The organism is Pseudomonas putida (assembly GCA_041071465.1).
GTDB classification, from domain to species: domain Bacteria; phylum Pseudomonadota; class Gammaproteobacteria; order Pseudomonadales; family Pseudomonadaceae; genus Aquipseudomonas; species Aquipseudomonas putida_P.
On sequence record CP163498.1, the window covers coordinates 5,032,243 to 5,048,353 of the forward strand.

Annotated in this window: 10 protein-coding genes; 9 read left to right on the forward strand and 1 reads right to left on the reverse strand. The window is 60.0% G+C overall.

The genetic code is table 11. The features are described from left to right. Positions 1 to 60 precede the first annotated feature (60 nt). From AB5975_23130 to AB5975_23140, 3 genes are read left to right on the forward strand one after another with little or no spacing between them, the layout of a single operon-like run. Positions 61 to 918, forward strand: coding sequence for a hypothetical protein (locus AB5975_23130; GenBank protein XDR19390.1), 858 nt, complete (start codon positions 61 to 63; stop codon positions 916 to 918). Continuing rightward, entirely contained in the window at positions 915 to 3,491 is a 2,577-nt protein-coding gene (locus AB5975_23135) for a hypothetical protein (GenBank protein XDR19391.1), read from the forward strand. Before AB5975_23130 ends, AB5975_23135 begins: the two co-directional genes overlap by 4 nt. Next, on the forward strand, positions 3,464 to 8,287 hold the full coding sequence (locus AB5975_23140; protein XDR19392.1) for a hypothetical protein: 4,824 nt from the start codon (positions 3,464 to 3,466) through the stop codon (positions 8,285 to 8,287). Before AB5975_23135 ends, AB5975_23140 begins: the two co-directional genes overlap by 28 nt. A gap of 40 nt (positions 8,288 to 8,327) precedes the next feature. Here the strand turns inward: AB5975_23140 and AB5975_23145 are convergent, their stop codons facing one another. Beyond that, on the reverse strand, positions 8,328 to 9,248 hold the full coding sequence (locus tag AB5975_23145) for a LysR substrate-binding domain-containing protein (protein ID XDR19393.1): 921 nt from the start codon (positions 9,246 to 9,248) through the stop codon (positions 8,328 to 8,330). Between the two features lie 111 nt (positions 9,249 to 9,359). Between AB5975_23145 and AB5975_23150 the strand changes: the two genes are divergently transcribed. The 6 genes from AB5975_23150 (at position 9,360) to AB5975_23175 (ending at position 16,110) form a co-directional block, all read left to right on the forward strand. Continuing rightward, complete coding sequence (locus AB5975_23150; GenBank protein XDR19394.1) at positions 9,360 to 9,800, forward strand: carboxymuconolactone decarboxylase family protein; 441 nt, start codon at positions 9,360 to 9,362, stop codon at positions 9,798 to 9,800. 132 nt (positions 9,801 to 9,932) lie between these two features. Further along, positions 9,933 to 10,160 carry a hypothetical protein gene (locus AB5975_23155; protein ID XDR19395.1) on the forward strand — a complete coding sequence of 76 codons (228 nt, stop codon included), beginning with the start codon at positions 9,933 to 9,935 and terminating at the stop codon, positions 10,158 to 10,160. Continuing rightward, entirely contained in the window at positions 10,150 to 11,358 is a 1,209-nt protein-coding gene (locus tag AB5975_23160; protein XDR19396.1) for an efflux RND transporter periplasmic adaptor subunit, read from the forward strand. Before AB5975_23155 ends, AB5975_23160 begins: the two co-directional genes overlap by 11 nt. 18 nt (positions 11,359 to 11,376) lie before the next feature. Next, positions 11,377 to 14,556, forward strand: coding sequence for an efflux RND transporter permease subunit (locus AB5975_23165; protein XDR19397.1), 3,180 nt, complete (start codon positions 11,377 to 11,379; stop codon positions 14,554 to 14,556). A 137-nt stretch (positions 14,557 to 14,693) separates the two neighbouring features. Then, positions 14,694 to 15,335 carry a TolC family protein gene (locus AB5975_23170; GenBank protein ID XDR19398.1) on the forward strand — a complete coding sequence of 214 codons (642 nt, stop codon included), beginning with the start codon at positions 14,694 to 14,696 and terminating at the stop codon, positions 15,333 to 15,335. A gap of 151 nt (positions 15,336 to 15,486) precedes the next feature. Continuing rightward, positions 15,487 to 16,110 carry a hypothetical protein gene (locus AB5975_23175; GenBank protein XDR19399.1) on the forward strand — a complete coding sequence of 208 codons (624 nt, stop codon included), beginning with the start codon at positions 15,487 to 15,489 and terminating at the stop codon, positions 16,108 to 16,110. The last annotated feature ends 1 nt before the right edge of the window (position 16,111 follow it).

Consider the following 16,111-nt stretch of genomic DNA (forward strand, 5'->3'; position numbering starts at 1 on the left):
CAGGCGGATATGGCCTGGCCGGCCGGCTTGCCCTTGTATCCGTCGCGGGTGGAAGGGCTGGTGCCTGCAATCGAAAACACGTTCTTCAGCTGCGTGGTGTCCGCTCCCTGGCAGTTGCCACCGGAGCAAGCCTGCACGCTCGACGCTCGCCTGGCCATGCGCAGCGCCCTGCTTGGTGCACGCCGGCGCATTGTGCCGGGCGATACCGCCACACCGTTCGCTGGCCCCACGGCCGACCAGGTGTTGCGCGACTACCTGGCGGCCGCCTGGGCCTACGATGTGCATCCTCTGCGTGTGGCGAACTCAGCTGCCTTTGGCGGATTTGCACCGGTGGTGCGAACGCTCACACCGGACCTGCAGGCCGGGCAAGTGGCAGGCAAGCTGTCGCCGGTCGCAGCCACCCCAGCACTGATGTCGGCCAAGGCAATCTTCGAGTTTGTCGCGCCAGTCACTCTGCGCCTTGCAAATGACGACGCAAACCTCAATCAGGCAGCCTACAAGGCATTGGTGACGGCCCTGCAAACCACCCAACCCGTACCAGGACAAGGCGAACCGGGGCTGGGGTTCTACCCGGCGCTGGAAGCGTTGGCGAAACTGGAGCAACCCGGGCTGGCCGAGCATTTCACCCTCGAATTGCGTTTGCCAGGCGCCTCGCTGGACCCCGGTCATCCCGTTCGCCAGGCACTCGACACAATCCTTAACTGGACGGTCGGCAGCCTCGATCAGCTCGTTCTGCGGCGTCCGCCAACTCAAGCTGACCTGAATGAGCTGGACACGGCCGGGGCCAACCCCGCGTTGAAATCCTTCATTACTCAACTCGCCGCCGACCAGTTGTTCGGTCCTTCGCGGCGGCCGTTCCTCAAGGCGTCCAAGGGGTTGGCCGATCCGATCGTTACAAGGGTGGAGCGCGCACCATGACCACATCTGCGATCAGAACTGTTTGCTTGGTCGGCCCTCGGCTCACCGCACCGGGTCGAGACTCCGAGGCCAGCTACCTCTGGGTTGCCGAGCTTTCGACGGACCTTGAGGGTGACCGAAAACCGGTGGATGGCGTGGTGCGTGCACCGTCGCTGAGGGTGTTGGCCCAGCGCGCGCAAGCACGCGCGCAGTACGATGCCAAGGCTGCCACCGTCGACTTTCGTGACCCGCTGATGTTCCAGCTGGCGGTACGCGGCTATCCGACCAAGGCCGGCGAATTGCGCATGGCGTCCACTTGCGACGGTAGCGATGCCGCTGCTCGTTCGCTCTCGGTCTCGGCGTACCCTGCCGACCCACGGGGTTTCTCCATTGGTGTCGCGGCCATGCTGGCGAGCGACGGCAAATGGCCGGCTAAACGCTCGGACGAGCTCGAAACGTCACCCTTGTCGTTGACCCTCGGCGCCATCGACATAGCCATCCGCGATGAAGCCGGGGTGCGGGACGTCTGGAACTTCTGGTCGGTGGGTGCCCGTCAAGAGATAGATGGCGAGCCGTATGTGCCGATCTTCGGTGGGGGGATCTACCTCAAAGTCGTTCATGGGGCATTTCTGTCCATCCAGGACAGCACCGTCAAGGGCAAGCGAGTGCGCAAGACGCTCACCGATAGAGACGACAAGGTCGATCGCATCATCCTCTGCCTCACCCCCGCTGGCATCGAGTTCGACGCCGTGATCGACGATCCTTTCGGTTCCGCAACCCAGCTCAAGGTGCGGCTGCGCCTGGAGCCGGATGGGGCAGGGGGGCAACGGGTGGCGCTGCTGCGCGAAGACCAACAGCGCAGTAAATTGCGCCCGACGCTCGATGATCTGGCCGAAAGCGTGCGTACCGCTCGGCTTGGTTTGGTGTTCGACATTCGCCCAGGCCTTGCTCCACTGGTTTGGCCAGTGGAGCAAGGTAGCAACCACTTGCGGCTGCGCGATGGCATCAAGCGGCCGAGCACCTTGCCGGGCGCAGTGCGTGCGAGCCTTGTGACCGAACGGATGGCCGGAGCCTCGCTGGAAGCCACGGCGACCCTGATCAACCCTGTGCTGACTATCGACAGTAGCCGACCTATGGCCAGGCAACTGACGCTGGATGCGGGTAAGCAGCCCGCCGCGTCAGAGGCGGTGGCGACGGTCAACCTGGTCCAGCCAAGCGATACTCGCCGTTGGCGAGTGGGCTTTGGACAGCGCAAGGGCAGTGCGACGGCCAGCGCGTTGCCAGTGCTGGTCGAGCGCTTAGGCCTGGCCCGTGACCTGGAGGCACGCTATCGGCGGCAGGCGTTGAGAACCGCGCGGGACCCGCGACCGCTCTACGGGTTTGTGGCGCTCGAACGGGGGGTGGTGCAGATCCCCCTCGCGCGCGAGCCCGACCTGGCTTTGCGCAAGGCAGTCGATCCGGCGCCGAAGGACGGCCAGGTAAAGGACGGCCAGGCGCTGGTTGGATTGGTTCATGCGCGCCTGACGCGGCGGTTGCCGAATGCTGAATATGCAACTGTCGGTGAACTGACGGTTGACAGCGCGGCGTTCGTCCGCGTCAGTGTGCCATTCAGCGACAGGGCTCCGCTCAGTTGTGATATCACCCTGAGCGCAGCGCATGGTGCAATTTCCGGGGCCCTTTGGTTCAACGAGTCGTCGCCGACCGCACAGGAGGTGGTGCCGGTACTGGACAATGGTCCCATTACGCTGCGCTCCGGCGTGTTGTCCTTTGGTGAGACGGGGACTACCGACGGTCAGATCGCGGCATTGCAGCCTACGGATGACGTTCCAGCGGTGAGCTTGGACCTGAACGTAGCGATCAGCCCAGGTGCCCCCGTGGTTCATTGGGCGCCTGTTCCCGGGGTACAAATGCCTTTGGTCGCGGGCATGAACATGACACGCAGCGCGCCCAGCGCTGTGAGGCCTTCATGCAGCCGGGACCTGGTGCCGGTGTTCTACCACGTGCCTGAATCACGCACGGCCGCCACCGTCACGCTTACCTTGCAGGGCTTTTCGAGTGGCGCCGCCAGCATCGTATCGAAGGATGCCGAGCTACGTTTTGGTTGGCCGGGCATCAATGCGCAGTGGGCACACGGGCCGCTTGCCGAGGGTCAGGATATCGAATCGAAAACCGGTATTGCGATGTCGGTCCTGACGTTGCCTGGCGTTGAAGTGACGCTTACCTCCACGACCAGTAACGCACCAGGCCTGGCTTACTTGCTGCGTTACGATCTGCCGGTCCTGGGCGAGCTGTATGCCGAAGCCACCTTCGTCAAGTCCCAACCGCCTGCTACGGGCCAAGCCTTGCCGCAGGTTACCGCGCTGGACCTTCAAGCGCTGGAGAGCGTCTGGGCTGCGTCCTCCCATCGGTTGTCGCTGACACGCACGGACAGGGACAGGATGACAGGGTGGTACGACACCAAGGCGGATGGGCTTGTCGAACCCTATACCTGGGAGACTGGGTTCACGGTCCGGACGGATGCCAATACCTTGCCCTATGGTGCTTACGCATTGGCAGGCGAGTGGACATGGGGGAGCACGCCCTGGCGGGCTTGAACCGGACGTTCGGCAAGCCCGCCAAGGGGGACAAGGCATTATCTGCAACAGGCAAAGGGCTAGAGATCGTCGGCTTTGCACTTGCGCCCTATAGGCAAACAATCGGCAAAGCTTCTGCAATAGCCGACACACGCGGCTTGGTCATGGCAACCACGGCCAAAGCGGTGCCGACCACGCTTAGTGTGCGCAGCACTCAACTCCTCAAGCCCTCAGGCGGTGGTGAGATCACCGACTTGATAACCACACGCGAGGAGGTGCCACTCACGCTGCATGGGGCCCAACTTGCCTTGTACCTGCGCGATGTACCCATGCAGCCATCGGCCGGAGGCTGGGTCTTTAGCCCCGACGACACACCGGAAAGTGCGCCTGGCCCAGACAGTACCGTGTTTGCCAGGGATAAGTTGCCTCGTTCGATCTACGAGTGGCGACTCTATGCAAGCGCTGGGGCGTCGTCGTTTCACGACCTCGTCATCGGCCCACTGACCCTTCGTCCGTTGCGCTTGTGGCACTGTAGCGTCGATGTCGATGGCATCGTCAAGGCCGTTTCGGTGCTGTTCGGCATCAATGCACCCTACCAGCAGGTAGCCAACCAGGACGAACCATTCGGGCCGGAATCGCCCTTCGATACCGGTAATTCGGTGTGCATCGCGTTCAAGACGAACGGCGGTCCGCTGGTGGCCGACAATATCAATGACGCGGTCGTCCAGAACCAGAAAATCAATGTTGCCACAACGAACCAGGCATCGATCACCTTACGCCTGGACGCCAAGGTGCTTCCGGGTGCGAAGGACGCCGAGGATCGCCAGCCCGTCACCCTGCGTTTCAACATTCAAATCAATGCCCAACGTCTGGAGGCCGTGGCGAGCAGCGCGCAACTGGACATCACCCTGTTCGGCGCGCGACTGACGCTGACCGGTGGCACGGTCGTGATCAACGGCCCGCAGTTGAACGTGAGCTTCAAAGGCTCAGCCCAGATGCCGGAATACCTGACGATCAGTACGCTGACGCTCGACCTTTCGGCTAGCCAATGCCTGGTGACGGTCAACGGAGTGGCGACGCTGCCCGACCGGCGCGAAACGTCCTTGCGCGAAGCGATCCGGGTTTCGCTGGGCGGCCCAATTGGCTGGTACGGCGCGAGCATCGCGACCGATAGCGAGGCAATAACCGTGCATGATCACCCGCGTGGGGTGCTCAGTGTCGAACTGAACGGGGCGATCTGCAAAGGCGATTGGCTGCGCGGCCTGAATATCGGTACAACCCGCGCCCACGGTATCGTCGTGCTTACCGTGCAGGCGCCGGAGGCGAAACGGCCTATGGCCTGGAAGATCAGCAGCGCGCGCTTTGACGTCACGGCCTCCAATGAAAATGGTCAACTGCAAGTTACGCAGCTCACCCGCCTGCAGAATGCCGGGGCTGTACTGACCACTGACATGCGCGTCACATTGCCGACTCCAGACGTTGGCCTGGTTAGCGTGGTGCAATGGCCGGTTGGACGACTAGGGCAGGATGCGACGAAGTTCATCGACTCCGCGGGCCCCTATACAGGCGAAGAACGCACGCTGCACACAGTCGAGGTGAGCACGACCGGGACGGTGCTGACGCACGTCACCAAGCCCGGTTTGGCGGATCTGACTCTCGATTGCAATGTCATTGGCGTGGTCAAGGATGTTTGGTTGCTCACCGCTGTGTGGCGCAGCAAAGTGTTGACCACCCACAGGCTTTCAGGGGAGGGGCAGACCTCCCAGGTTTTCGACAGCCTCGATGACGTGGCGATCGTCGACCTGGCCCACGTTGCACGACGGCTCGCTGATCCCCGTGACCCTTTCAACAGACAGTATGGTTTCGTACCTCGCTACCGGCTTAATGGCGACCTGACCGATGATGCTTCGCCGCTCATCGCCGGTATCGGCCGAGGCGGGTTGTTTGGGCGGGATATCGACCGTGTGCTCGTCGGCGCGTCAAAAGGGGGCGCGGTACCGGCCTTGGTGATTTTCGCGGGGGCGCTTATCGAGGTGAGCCTGGACGAAGAGCAGGTGAGCGGCGTTGTCGCTCCGTTACCCTGGATTGCACCCGTATTCGCTGGCGCCGCGGAGCCGCTTTCCCACATCCCCCAAGCCCCGGAGCCGGGGCAAAAGGCCTGGATCGGTAAAGTGGCGGGGTTCGATCTTGCCAGTGCAATTGCCTTGCCACTCAATGGCCTGGCACCGCTTGCAATTGGCCTGGCATCGAACTCTGCAGTTGAGGTGCGGCAGAGCCTTTTACAAATGATCGGTGTCGACGCCACCACCGCACAGGATGTCATCGACCAGGCGTTCGCGGCCAACCTATTCCCCAGCCCCGCCAGTACCGCGCCCTTTGCTCGACCCTTGTTCTGGCGCAGCCTGATGGCGTTGGCGCGGTGGTGGAGAGTGGCTTCTACCAACCACAGGGTCAACACGCTGCTTGCCCGACCGGGGCAGGGCGACGCGGTTCGAGTGCAAGTCGTTCGGCACCCTCCAAACAAGCAGGGCGCTGCTGGCAGTTGTGACCTGGTTGTGGCTGGGCGCTGGGAAATCGCTGTGGCGCCGATTCCCGGCGGCGAGCCTAGGGCGCAAGATGCTGGCTTTCAGAACTTGGTCGGCTTCGCATCGACCCTGGTGCAAGAGCCGTTGGCAGTGTTTGCCGCATCCGTGATGGATGCCGCCACTGAAGGGCTCGATGCCGATCAGCGCAATCATGCAAGCCTCCAGAGAATTACCCTAAGGGCGCCCTTCGCGCTGCAGGCCCAAGGGCGCTTGCGCGACCCCAACCGTGCGATCTACCCTTCGCCGGCGCTGAGCTGGCCACGCAAGGCAATCACCGAGCTGGCGTGGATCAACACCCACGATGAGGCAGTGATCCAGGATGCTGGGCATGCATGGGCGGGCCGTGCGCGAACGTTCGCGGGGCCTTGCAAGGCGGCTGTTGCCTCGGACAAGGACGAGCGTATCGATTTCCTTGCCATCGGACGCCGGATCCTGTTTTCACGAGGAGGTGAACAGGCCCCACAAGTCGTCTCGCCACCTGACCGCGCTTTGACACCGGCAACGCCCCGGGCGCGGGTGCCATTGGCAGCGGAGCTTGCCCAAGCGCTAAGCAAGAACCGGCTGAAGGACACAGAGGCCGGTGCACTGACCGGGCTATCCCCCGGCCAGTTCGAGGTCTTTTCCAATGGCGTTCGTCCAGGCGTGATGGCTCTGGAGCATGAAGGGTTCGTAAGCGTGGATCAGGAGCTGCCACTGGACAGCGCTCACGCCCGTTTCGGCCGACCGGCCGACAGGGCACCGCTGGTCTGGCGACAAGGTCGCGCGCCACGCAATACCGCGCTGCCGCGCGGGCGCGTGGAGAGCGAAAGCCGGCGCACATTCGTGGCAGCGAACCTGTACGCGGTGGAAAAAGGCGCGTCCGACACTCGCCATCTTCAACCCTTCGTACTGTTCAGTGGGCCTGGCGCGGTGCTTCGCTATCTGCCGGCCTTGATCGAGGAAGCGGGCCAGGAAGCCATTGCGCTGTTGTTGTCGTTGCAGTCGCCGGACAGAGGCTGGCTGAGCCCTGAACTCAGTGAAAACGTGGTGATCCGGGTAAAACGTCCAGGGTTGAGTGGGCGTAACCCTCTGGTCGAAACGCTGGCCAAGTTGGGACTGCTGGTGCCTGGCCTGCAGGCCACCCTTGAGGTAGGCGATGTCGTTGTGCGTTTCGCAGCCTTTAAAGTCAGTGCGTTGGCCAATGAACAGCTGGACCTGACTTTGGCGATGTCCCTGACTGATCGGTCCAGGTTGCAAGCCGCGGTACGCGGCGCGGATGCGGACACCCAGGCGATGCTAAGGCTTGAGCTGGCACCCTGGATCAAGGACGCGCCCGCGCCAGCACCCGGCAAATGGGTCGACCTTAAGACACGTACGAGCGCCTCGCAGCAGTTGCCCGCTGGGCCGCCCCTGCGCGTCACTTTCCGTCTGATGCTGTTACCGGGTAATCGTCTGTGGCGCCCGGTGGAAATGGCCACGCTGGCGTTCGCTGACCCAGCCTATGACCGCGAACTGGCAAGCCCGGCGCATGGCGTGACCAAAGCGGTGCGCGCAAAGCGCTATCTACTGGCCTTCGACCGTGCGGAGTACGACTCGACGCAGACACTGTGCTTTTCCTTTGGCAGGATCAACGAAGCGTTCCTTAGGCCGGATAGGCGTGCCGTGCCGCCGTTACTGGGGGGCAAGTGGTCTATCGGCATCGAAGTCACCGCAAAGGATCCTGCACTGCATGGCAGTATCCCTCGCGCATTGGGCGTTCGCGGGCTGGCGCCCGAGCAGCCGGTGCAGGGCAGCGCTGGCCAGGCGTACGCCATCGAGATCAGTGCACTGGTGGAAAAGGACGGCACGCCCGCGGCCTTGGCTTCGGGTGATCAACTGACGATCACTGCAGTCGTGCTAGAGGATGACGACGCCTTGAGCGTTGGGTTGACGCTGAACCTGAATCTGAGCATCGTCGACTTCCCAGTGAACGCGCCGGCAGCGGCCATCTATGGTTTGGTCAGTCACGAGGCTGGCCGAGCAACGCCGGAACTGTTCGCCAGCGCACCGCAGCCCAGCATCGTCGAGTTTCCGGAGCTGGTGGCCGACCTGGTACGTGGGCATGTACGGCGCAAGGCGATGTTCGTATGGCCATTCGTGCCGAGAAACCCGATTACGCCTGGTCATGCATCAGCGGGTTTGGTCAAGATCGATCGTACCGGAGGCGGGCAGATTCCTGAGCATCCGACACTGGACTTCCCGCCTGCGCAATAGAGAGAGGGCGCTTGAGACAGTGGCTCGTCTGAGCCAGCAATCAGTCCGACAACGACCATAGCGGATCGCTGGCCATCAGCAGGGTCACCCAATCGGTAAAGGCGCGTACCCTTGCTGACAAGTGGCGGGTGTAGGGGTAGACGATGGAAAGGGGCATGCTAGCCATCTGCCAATCAGGCAAGACCCTCACCAGCGCACCCGTTTTGAAATGCGGCACGGCCTCGGCCGTTGGAAGGAAGGCAACACCTAGCCCGGAGACCGCGGCGGCGGCAGTTGCACTGCCGTTGTTGAAGTACATGGACGGCTGATGATCCAAGGTGAAACTGTCTGACCCGCGTGTGAGGGTTGGCACGAAACGCCTATCCGTTGCCGGAAACTTGAACCCTAAATGTTTGTGGTTTGGCAGGTCCCAAGGGGTGTCGGGGATGCCGGCACTGTCCAGGTACCTGGGGGATGCGCAGAAGCAAAAGCGCATTTGGCCAATAGGCCGACACACCAGATCCTGATCGGTAATGGTTCCACCACGAATCGCACAATCCACACCTTCCTGAACAAGATCAACGACACGCTCGCTGCAGCCGATGTCGAGATGGATTTCGGGGAATGTCGAGGCAAACTCGGAAAGGGCGGGGACCACGAACAAGATACCGACAGGGGAGGGCATTTCAATGCGAACACGCCCACGCACGACATTTCGGCTTTGCGAAGTCGAAGCCTCCAGCTCGTCCACATCGTCAATCACGGCACGCGCTCTGATGTAGTAGGCGGCCCCTTCGGGTGTGGGTGAAACTTTACGCGTTGTACGATGCAGCAGCCTGATACCCAGCAGATTTTCCAGTGCCTGGATTTGGCCTGAGACCGTTGTTTTTGCCAGCGACAGGGAGTCTGCAGCACCGCTGAAACTGCCCACTTCGACGATGCGGCAAAACGCCCGCATCGCCTCCAAACGGTCCAATGCCATTGTGCGAATTTCCGTACAAACAAAACGATTGCACCCAGTTTATCCGAAAACACGGTTTCACTACAGTTTGCTCATCCCACCGAGCGGTGGCGAACCAACTGGAGAATCGTGATGAGCACCAAACGTATCAATTATTACGAAGCAGCCCCACAAGCCATGAAAGCCATGATGGGGCTGGAAAAGGCCGCTTCTCAATCCATTTTGCCGGCATCGCTGCGAGAGCTGGTGCGGATTCGTGCATCGCAGATCAACGGTTGTGCCTATTGCATCGACATGCACACCGCCGATGCGCTGAAAGCAGGTGAAACCCCACGCCGTCTGATGGCTGTCAGTGCCTGGAAAGAAACACCGTTCTTCGATGCCCAGGAACGTGCTGCGTTGCTGTGGACTGAAACCCTCACCCTGGTGGCAGAGAGGCATGCACCGGATGAGATTTACCAAGAGGTTGCCGCTCAATTCACTGAGCAAGCGCTGTCCGAGCTCACCTTTGTGATTGCCGCCATCAACGCCTGGAACCGCTTCGGCGTCGGTTTCGCCATGCAGCCAAAGTAATCCCACATCCGAATTCGGGTGTTTGACACTACACGGCGACTTTCCTCCCAGCCTGAACTTTCAAACACCCCCACTCGAATCAAATCTTTAACGTTTTGCGCGTGTCTGTGCGCGCTCTTTGACGGAGTCAATATGAAAAACATCATCAAAACCTGTGCTGCACTCATGATAGTACTGCCTTTTTTTGCACATGCCGCCGACGGCGCAGACGCGGTGAAGCGTTTCCAGGAACGAAACAAGGCGATGTTTGCTCAACAAGCAAAGGCGCGAGCGGAGCGCGAACAACAGGATCATCAGGCGAGTAAAGATACGCTGCAGGAGGGTGGCGATTCTGTTAGCGCAGGAATGATTGCTGAATAAACCACGGCGTATCGATTTGCCATTTAGTGAAAAGGATCAATCCGTGCGCGCTCCCGCCCTCATTGCAACTGGCTTCGTTGCTACAATTTCGCTGATCGCTGGATGTAACAAAGAAACCGCCCCGCAAGTGACAGCCAATCCTCCCGCTGTCGATGTTGTTAGTGTAACCGTTCAACCCGTGAAACCCTGGGACAGCTTCAATGGCCGCATCGGGGCTATGGAAACGGTATCGGTGCTGCCAAGAGTCGGTGGTTACATCACCAAGGTCGCTTACAAGGAAGGCAGCGAGGTCAACAAAGGCGACCTCTTGTTTGTCGTTGACCAGCGCCCCTATCGCGCTACCTTGGCGAGTGCGCAAGCCCGGCTGGAGCAGGCACGGGCTTCACTTGCTTTCGCCAAGCAACAAAATCAGCGAGCGCAGCAGCTTATCAAGAGCCATGCGATATCGATGGAGGAGGCTGAGCAGAAGCGAGCAGCCTACGAACAGGGCGTTGCTGAGGTACATGCTGCTGAGTCCGAGGTGACGACAGCTGCCCTCAATCTGGCGTTCACCGAGGTTCGATCGCCCATCGATGGCCGGACAAGTCGGGCACAACTCACGGTCGGCAACCTGGCCGTCGCGGACCAGTCTGTACTCACCTCGGTGGTGTCGCAGGACCCGGTCTATGTTTACTTCGACCCGGATGAACAAAGCTTCCTGAACTATCAAGAACGCTTGAAGGCCTCTCAACGTACACAGGTGCGCGTCGGACTGGCAAACGATGAACACTCTCCCTATGAAGGGGAACTCTCGTTCGTTGACAACCAGGTGGACGCTGCAACAGGCACCATTCGCGCAAGGGCGACGGTGAAGAACCCAGACAGGTTCCTGGTGCCAGGGCTCTTCGCCAAAGTAGAACTGTCAGTGGGTGAATCGCAGGTGCAAACACTGGTGCCTGAACGCGCCATCTTGAGTGATCAAGATAAAAAGTATGTCTACGTACTGAGCGGCGATGGCAAGGCTGAAAAAAGGTATATCGAGCCCGGCAAGTTGGTTGGGCAGCAGCGTGTGGTCGCCGCAGGCCTCGACAATAACGAACGCGTAATAGTTTCCGGTCTTCAGCAAATCTATGGCTCCGGCATGGCGGTCTCACCCAATCTTCTCGTTCCAGCAAGTACTGAAATGAACGTGTCCAGTACGCATAAAAGCTTGAAATAACCTGCGAAGGCCTGTCTCATGGATTTCTCTAAGTTTTTTATCGATCGGCCAATCTTTGCGATTGTTCTGTCGATTGTCATTTTTGCAGCAGGGTTGATCGCAATCCCGCTGCTGCCCGTTGGTGAGTACCCAGAAGTTGTTCCGCCTACCGTGGTGGTGAAGGCCACCTATCCGGGCGCGAACCCTAAAGAGATTGCCGAGTCAGTTGCTGTTCCCCTTGAGGAGGCCATCAACGGGGTTGAAGACATGGTCTATCTGAAGTCGGTGGCCAGCTCCGATGGCACGTTGCAGGTCGTAGTCACCTTCAACGACAAGGTAGACCCAGACACGGCGGCGGTTCGCGTACAGAACAGGGTAAGCCAGGCGCTTTCTCGCCTGCCTGAAACGGTGCGCCAGTATGGCATCACCACGCAGAAACAATCCCCGACACCGCTGATGTATGTGGACATGTTCTCCACCAGCGAGAAGTTCGATGCCCTCTACCTGCGCAACTACCTTCGCCTGCACGTGAAGGATGAGCTGGCGCGTATTCCGGGGATCGGCGACGTGGTGCTTTACGGCTCCGGCGACTATGCGATGCGGATCTGGCTTGACCCAGACAAGCTCGCCGCGCGTGGTATCACAGCACAGGACGCCATCAATGCCATCCGCCAGCAGAACGTTCAAGTATCCGCCGGGCAGCTCGGCGCTGAACCCTCGCCCCAGAACACCGATTTTCTGATCTCCATTAACGTGCAAGGTCGGCTCAAGACCGAGCAGGAGTTCTCTGACATCGTCCTGAAAACCGGGCGTGATGGCCAGATCACCCGGCTCGCCGACGTTGCCCGGGTGCAGTTGGACTCGGGGGATTACACGATGCGTGTATTCCGAGGCAAAAGTCAGGAGGTTGCAGTCGGGATCTTCCTAACCCCCGGGGCCAACGCAATCGACGTCGCCAACAAGGTGTATTCGAAACTCGACGCTTTGTCCAAAGACTTCCCGGAAGGGGTCAAGTACGTCAGTGTATGGGACCCCACAGTCTTCGTGCGCGAGTCGATCAGCGCCGTGCAGCACACGCTGTTCGAGGCGATGGCGCTGATCGTTCTGGTGGTCGTGATTTTCCTGCAGACCTGGCGGGCATCGATCATTGCGCTGATCGCAGTGCCAGTTTCTATCGTGGGAACGTTCGCGTTCCTCTATTTGCTCGGCTACTCCATCAACACGCTCACTTTGTTCGGCATGGTGTTGGCGATCGGCATCGTTGTCGACGACGCGATCGTGGTCGTGGAAAACGTCGAACGAAACATCGAGCTAGGTCAGACACCCCTGCAAGCCGCTCATCAGGCGATGCGGGAGGTATCAGGCCCGATCCTGGCGATTGGTCTGGTGCTGTGCGCCGTGTTCATCCCGATGGCTTTCATGAGTGGTGTGACAGGGCAGTTCTACAAGCAATTTGCCGTCACCATCGCGATCTCGACGGTGATTTCGACGGTTAACTCCCTGACCCTATCGCCGGTGCTGGCAGCCAAGCTGCTGCGTCACCACGACAGCCCGAAGGACAGGCTGACGCGATGCATGGATTTTGCGCTTGGTTGGCTGCTGCGCCCCTTCAACCGGTTCTTCAACCGCAGTTCGCAACGTTATGAACGGAGCATCGCCAGGCTGCTGCCACGCAAGGGACTGGTTTTTCTGGTGTACGCCGCGCTGTTGGGGGTGACCGGGCTGTTGTTCAACACCATCCCGACCGGGTTCATTCCCAGCCAGGACAAGCTCTATCTCTTCGCCGGCGCGACGCTTCCCCCGGGTGCATCGCTTTCCCGCTCTGACGCGGTAGCCCGAGAGATGTCTGCGATCGCTTCGACGGTGGAAGGTGTGGACTTTACCAACTCGTATGTCGGCTCCAACGCGCTGCAAAACACCGCGACCCCGAACCTGGTGACTGCCTACGTCATCCTCAAACCTTTCGGTGAACGCACCCGCAGTGCCGCGGACATCAACGCCGAGCTGAACAGCAAATTCGCTGCCATCAAGGACGGCGCAGCCTATGCCTTGCTGCCACCGCCCATCCAAGGCCTCGGTAACGGCTCCGGCTATTCGCTGTTTTTAACCGACCGAGGTGGTTTGGGATACGCGGCATTGCAGCAGGCACTGGAAAAATTCCAGGCCGAGGTCGCCAGCACCCCAGGCATGACCTTCCCCGTCAGCTCGTATCAATCCAACATCCCGCAACTGGAGGTCAAGGTCGATCGCGTGAAGGCGCAGGCTCAGGGGGTTGAACTGCCGGCGATATTCGACACGCTGCAAACGTACTTGGGGTCTGTTTACGTAAACGATTTCAACCTGTTCGGTCGGGTTTACCGCGTCATTGCTCAAGCGGACTCAAGCTTCAGGCAAGCCGCAGAAGACGTAGGTAACCTTCGCGTACGTAACGCTCAAGGGAACATGGTGCCATTGAGTGCCGTGGTCAACATCGCCTCGACCTTTGGACCTGACCCCGTGATGCGCTTCAACGGGTACCCCGCTGCGGACTTGATCGGCGACGCGGACCCAAAGGTCATGTCTTCTGGCGAGGTGCTCAAGAAGTTGGAGGAAATCGCCGCCCGCACACTGCCACGAGGCATAGCGCTGGAGTGGACAGATCTCAGCTATCAGCAGGTCACCCAGAGCAACACAGCCGTGATCGTATTCCCGATCGCCGTCATGCTGGCCTTCTTGGTACTGGCCGCGCTTTACGAGAGCTGGACGCTGCCACTGGCGGTCATTCTGATTGTGCCGGTTTGCATGTTTGCCGCACTGATGGGGGTATGGATCGCGGGTGGTGACAACAACGTCTTCGTCCAGGTTGGCCTGGTGGTACTGATGGGGCTGGCGTGCAAGAATGCAATCTTGATTGTCGAGTTTGCGCGGGAGCTGGAGATGCAAGGGCGGGGGACTGTCGAAGCGGCGCTGGAAGCCTGCCGGCTTCGTCTACGCCCCATCGTGATGACATCGGTGGCATTCATCGCGGGCGCGGTGCCGCTTTTGGTTGGCACCGGTGCGGGCAGTGAGGTCCGTCACGCAACAGGTGTTACCGTCTTCGGCGGAATGCTCGGCGTGACCGTTTTCGGGCTGTTCCTGACCCCGGTGTTCTATGTGGTGATGAGGAAGCTAGGCGCAACCATCCCCGACCATCCTTCAAGCGTGCCGGCGCATGAGGTGGAGAGCCTGACCCATGGCTAACTTCAGAAACTGTTCAGTACCAATGTTGTTCATGTTGCTGGCTGGATGCTCGGTGGGGCCGGACTTTACCCGGCCAGGTGTGCCATCACTGCCGCAGTCCTTTACCCATCAACGCGCCGGCCAGGCCGCCCCGTCGCGTGACGCTTGCCCACATTCCACAGTTTGAAGTGAGGGTTGCCGTCGACAAGCATCGGCTTGCAGTCTTGACCGGCTTGTCTCCTGCATCGCTGGATTCCCAGCTGCTGGCTGTTAGCGCTATGCCTGCAGCGCCGCAGAGGATCGAAGCGGACACGCCAGCGAACGTTATCCGCAGGCGCCCCGACGTTGCATCGGCTGAACACCGCTTGCACGCAGCGACTGCGCAGATAGGGATAGCTACTGCGGACCTGTTCCCTCGGGTCACACTGGAGGCGGCTATAGGAGCCTATGCGTTTAACGGTAGTGCGCTCTACTCAGCCTCCGCAGAATCGAACATGGCGGCGCTAGGGGTTGACTGGTCATTCCTTGACGCAGGTCGGGTAAAGAGTCGGATCGAGGCTGCTGATGCAGAAGCAGCGGCTCGACTGGCGAATTATCAGCAGGCGGTATTGGTTGCGCTTGAAGACGTTGAGAACGCATTGGTGCGTTTTACGCGTACCACGGATGAGGAGGCCCGCTTGAACAGTGCAGCCGCTGAACTGGCGAAGGCGTCAGCGCTTGCAGGTGAAAAGTACCAAGCAGGTGCTATCGAGCTCTTCGAGCGATGGACGTCCAGCGTGAGCTCTACAACGCGCAGATAGACCAGGTTTCCAGCCAGGCGAAGCACGCAGCAGCAGCCTTCACGCAAAAAGTGGTTTGGGAGTAGGGTGGATACATATATTCCATTTGTGCATGGAAATATGCTTGACGCCTTACTCAAGCCTGCCTACGATCTAGCTCATCGAAGCCGAGATGAGCGCCATGAAAACGAACCAGCATCTTGAATTTGTCCAACCTTCAGAACCCGTCTCTCTGCACGCTCTGTTGAAGGAGGTCGATGGGATTTTCGAAATTCAAATCAATGCGCTCGCAACACTCTACGGTGTGAGTAAATCGGCGGTGCGGCTTACGCTTGGCGGCTCACATCGTCCTAAGTACCTCGCCCAGGTCTGCTACGAATATGCGGTGGAAGGTAAATGGCCGTTACAAGGCCATGACAATGACGCGGATTGGCTGGATCTGAGTGCTTTTGTCACCACCGGTCGAAGCTATGTTGAACACTACGGCGCCGCACCGCCCAAGATGTTAGAGAAAACACTGGTGATGGGAGGGATTCGCGCGGGCCTCGATTCCGATAGAGCTGATATCGATGGCATTCCCGCAGTGCTAGAGGGGCTCTACACTGGGTACTTGACCTTGCTGGAGATAGCAATAATGGCTCAAATGAGCGAGAAGTCCGTAAGGAATGCGACGCTACCGACCGCTCAAGATCGCCTCGTTACCTCAAAGCAAGGCACCCGAACAGTGGTCGAGGCTCCCGAGGCTCTCCGGTGGTTATCGGGTCGCCGAAGCTTCAATCCAACAGTTGTGGTCTGAT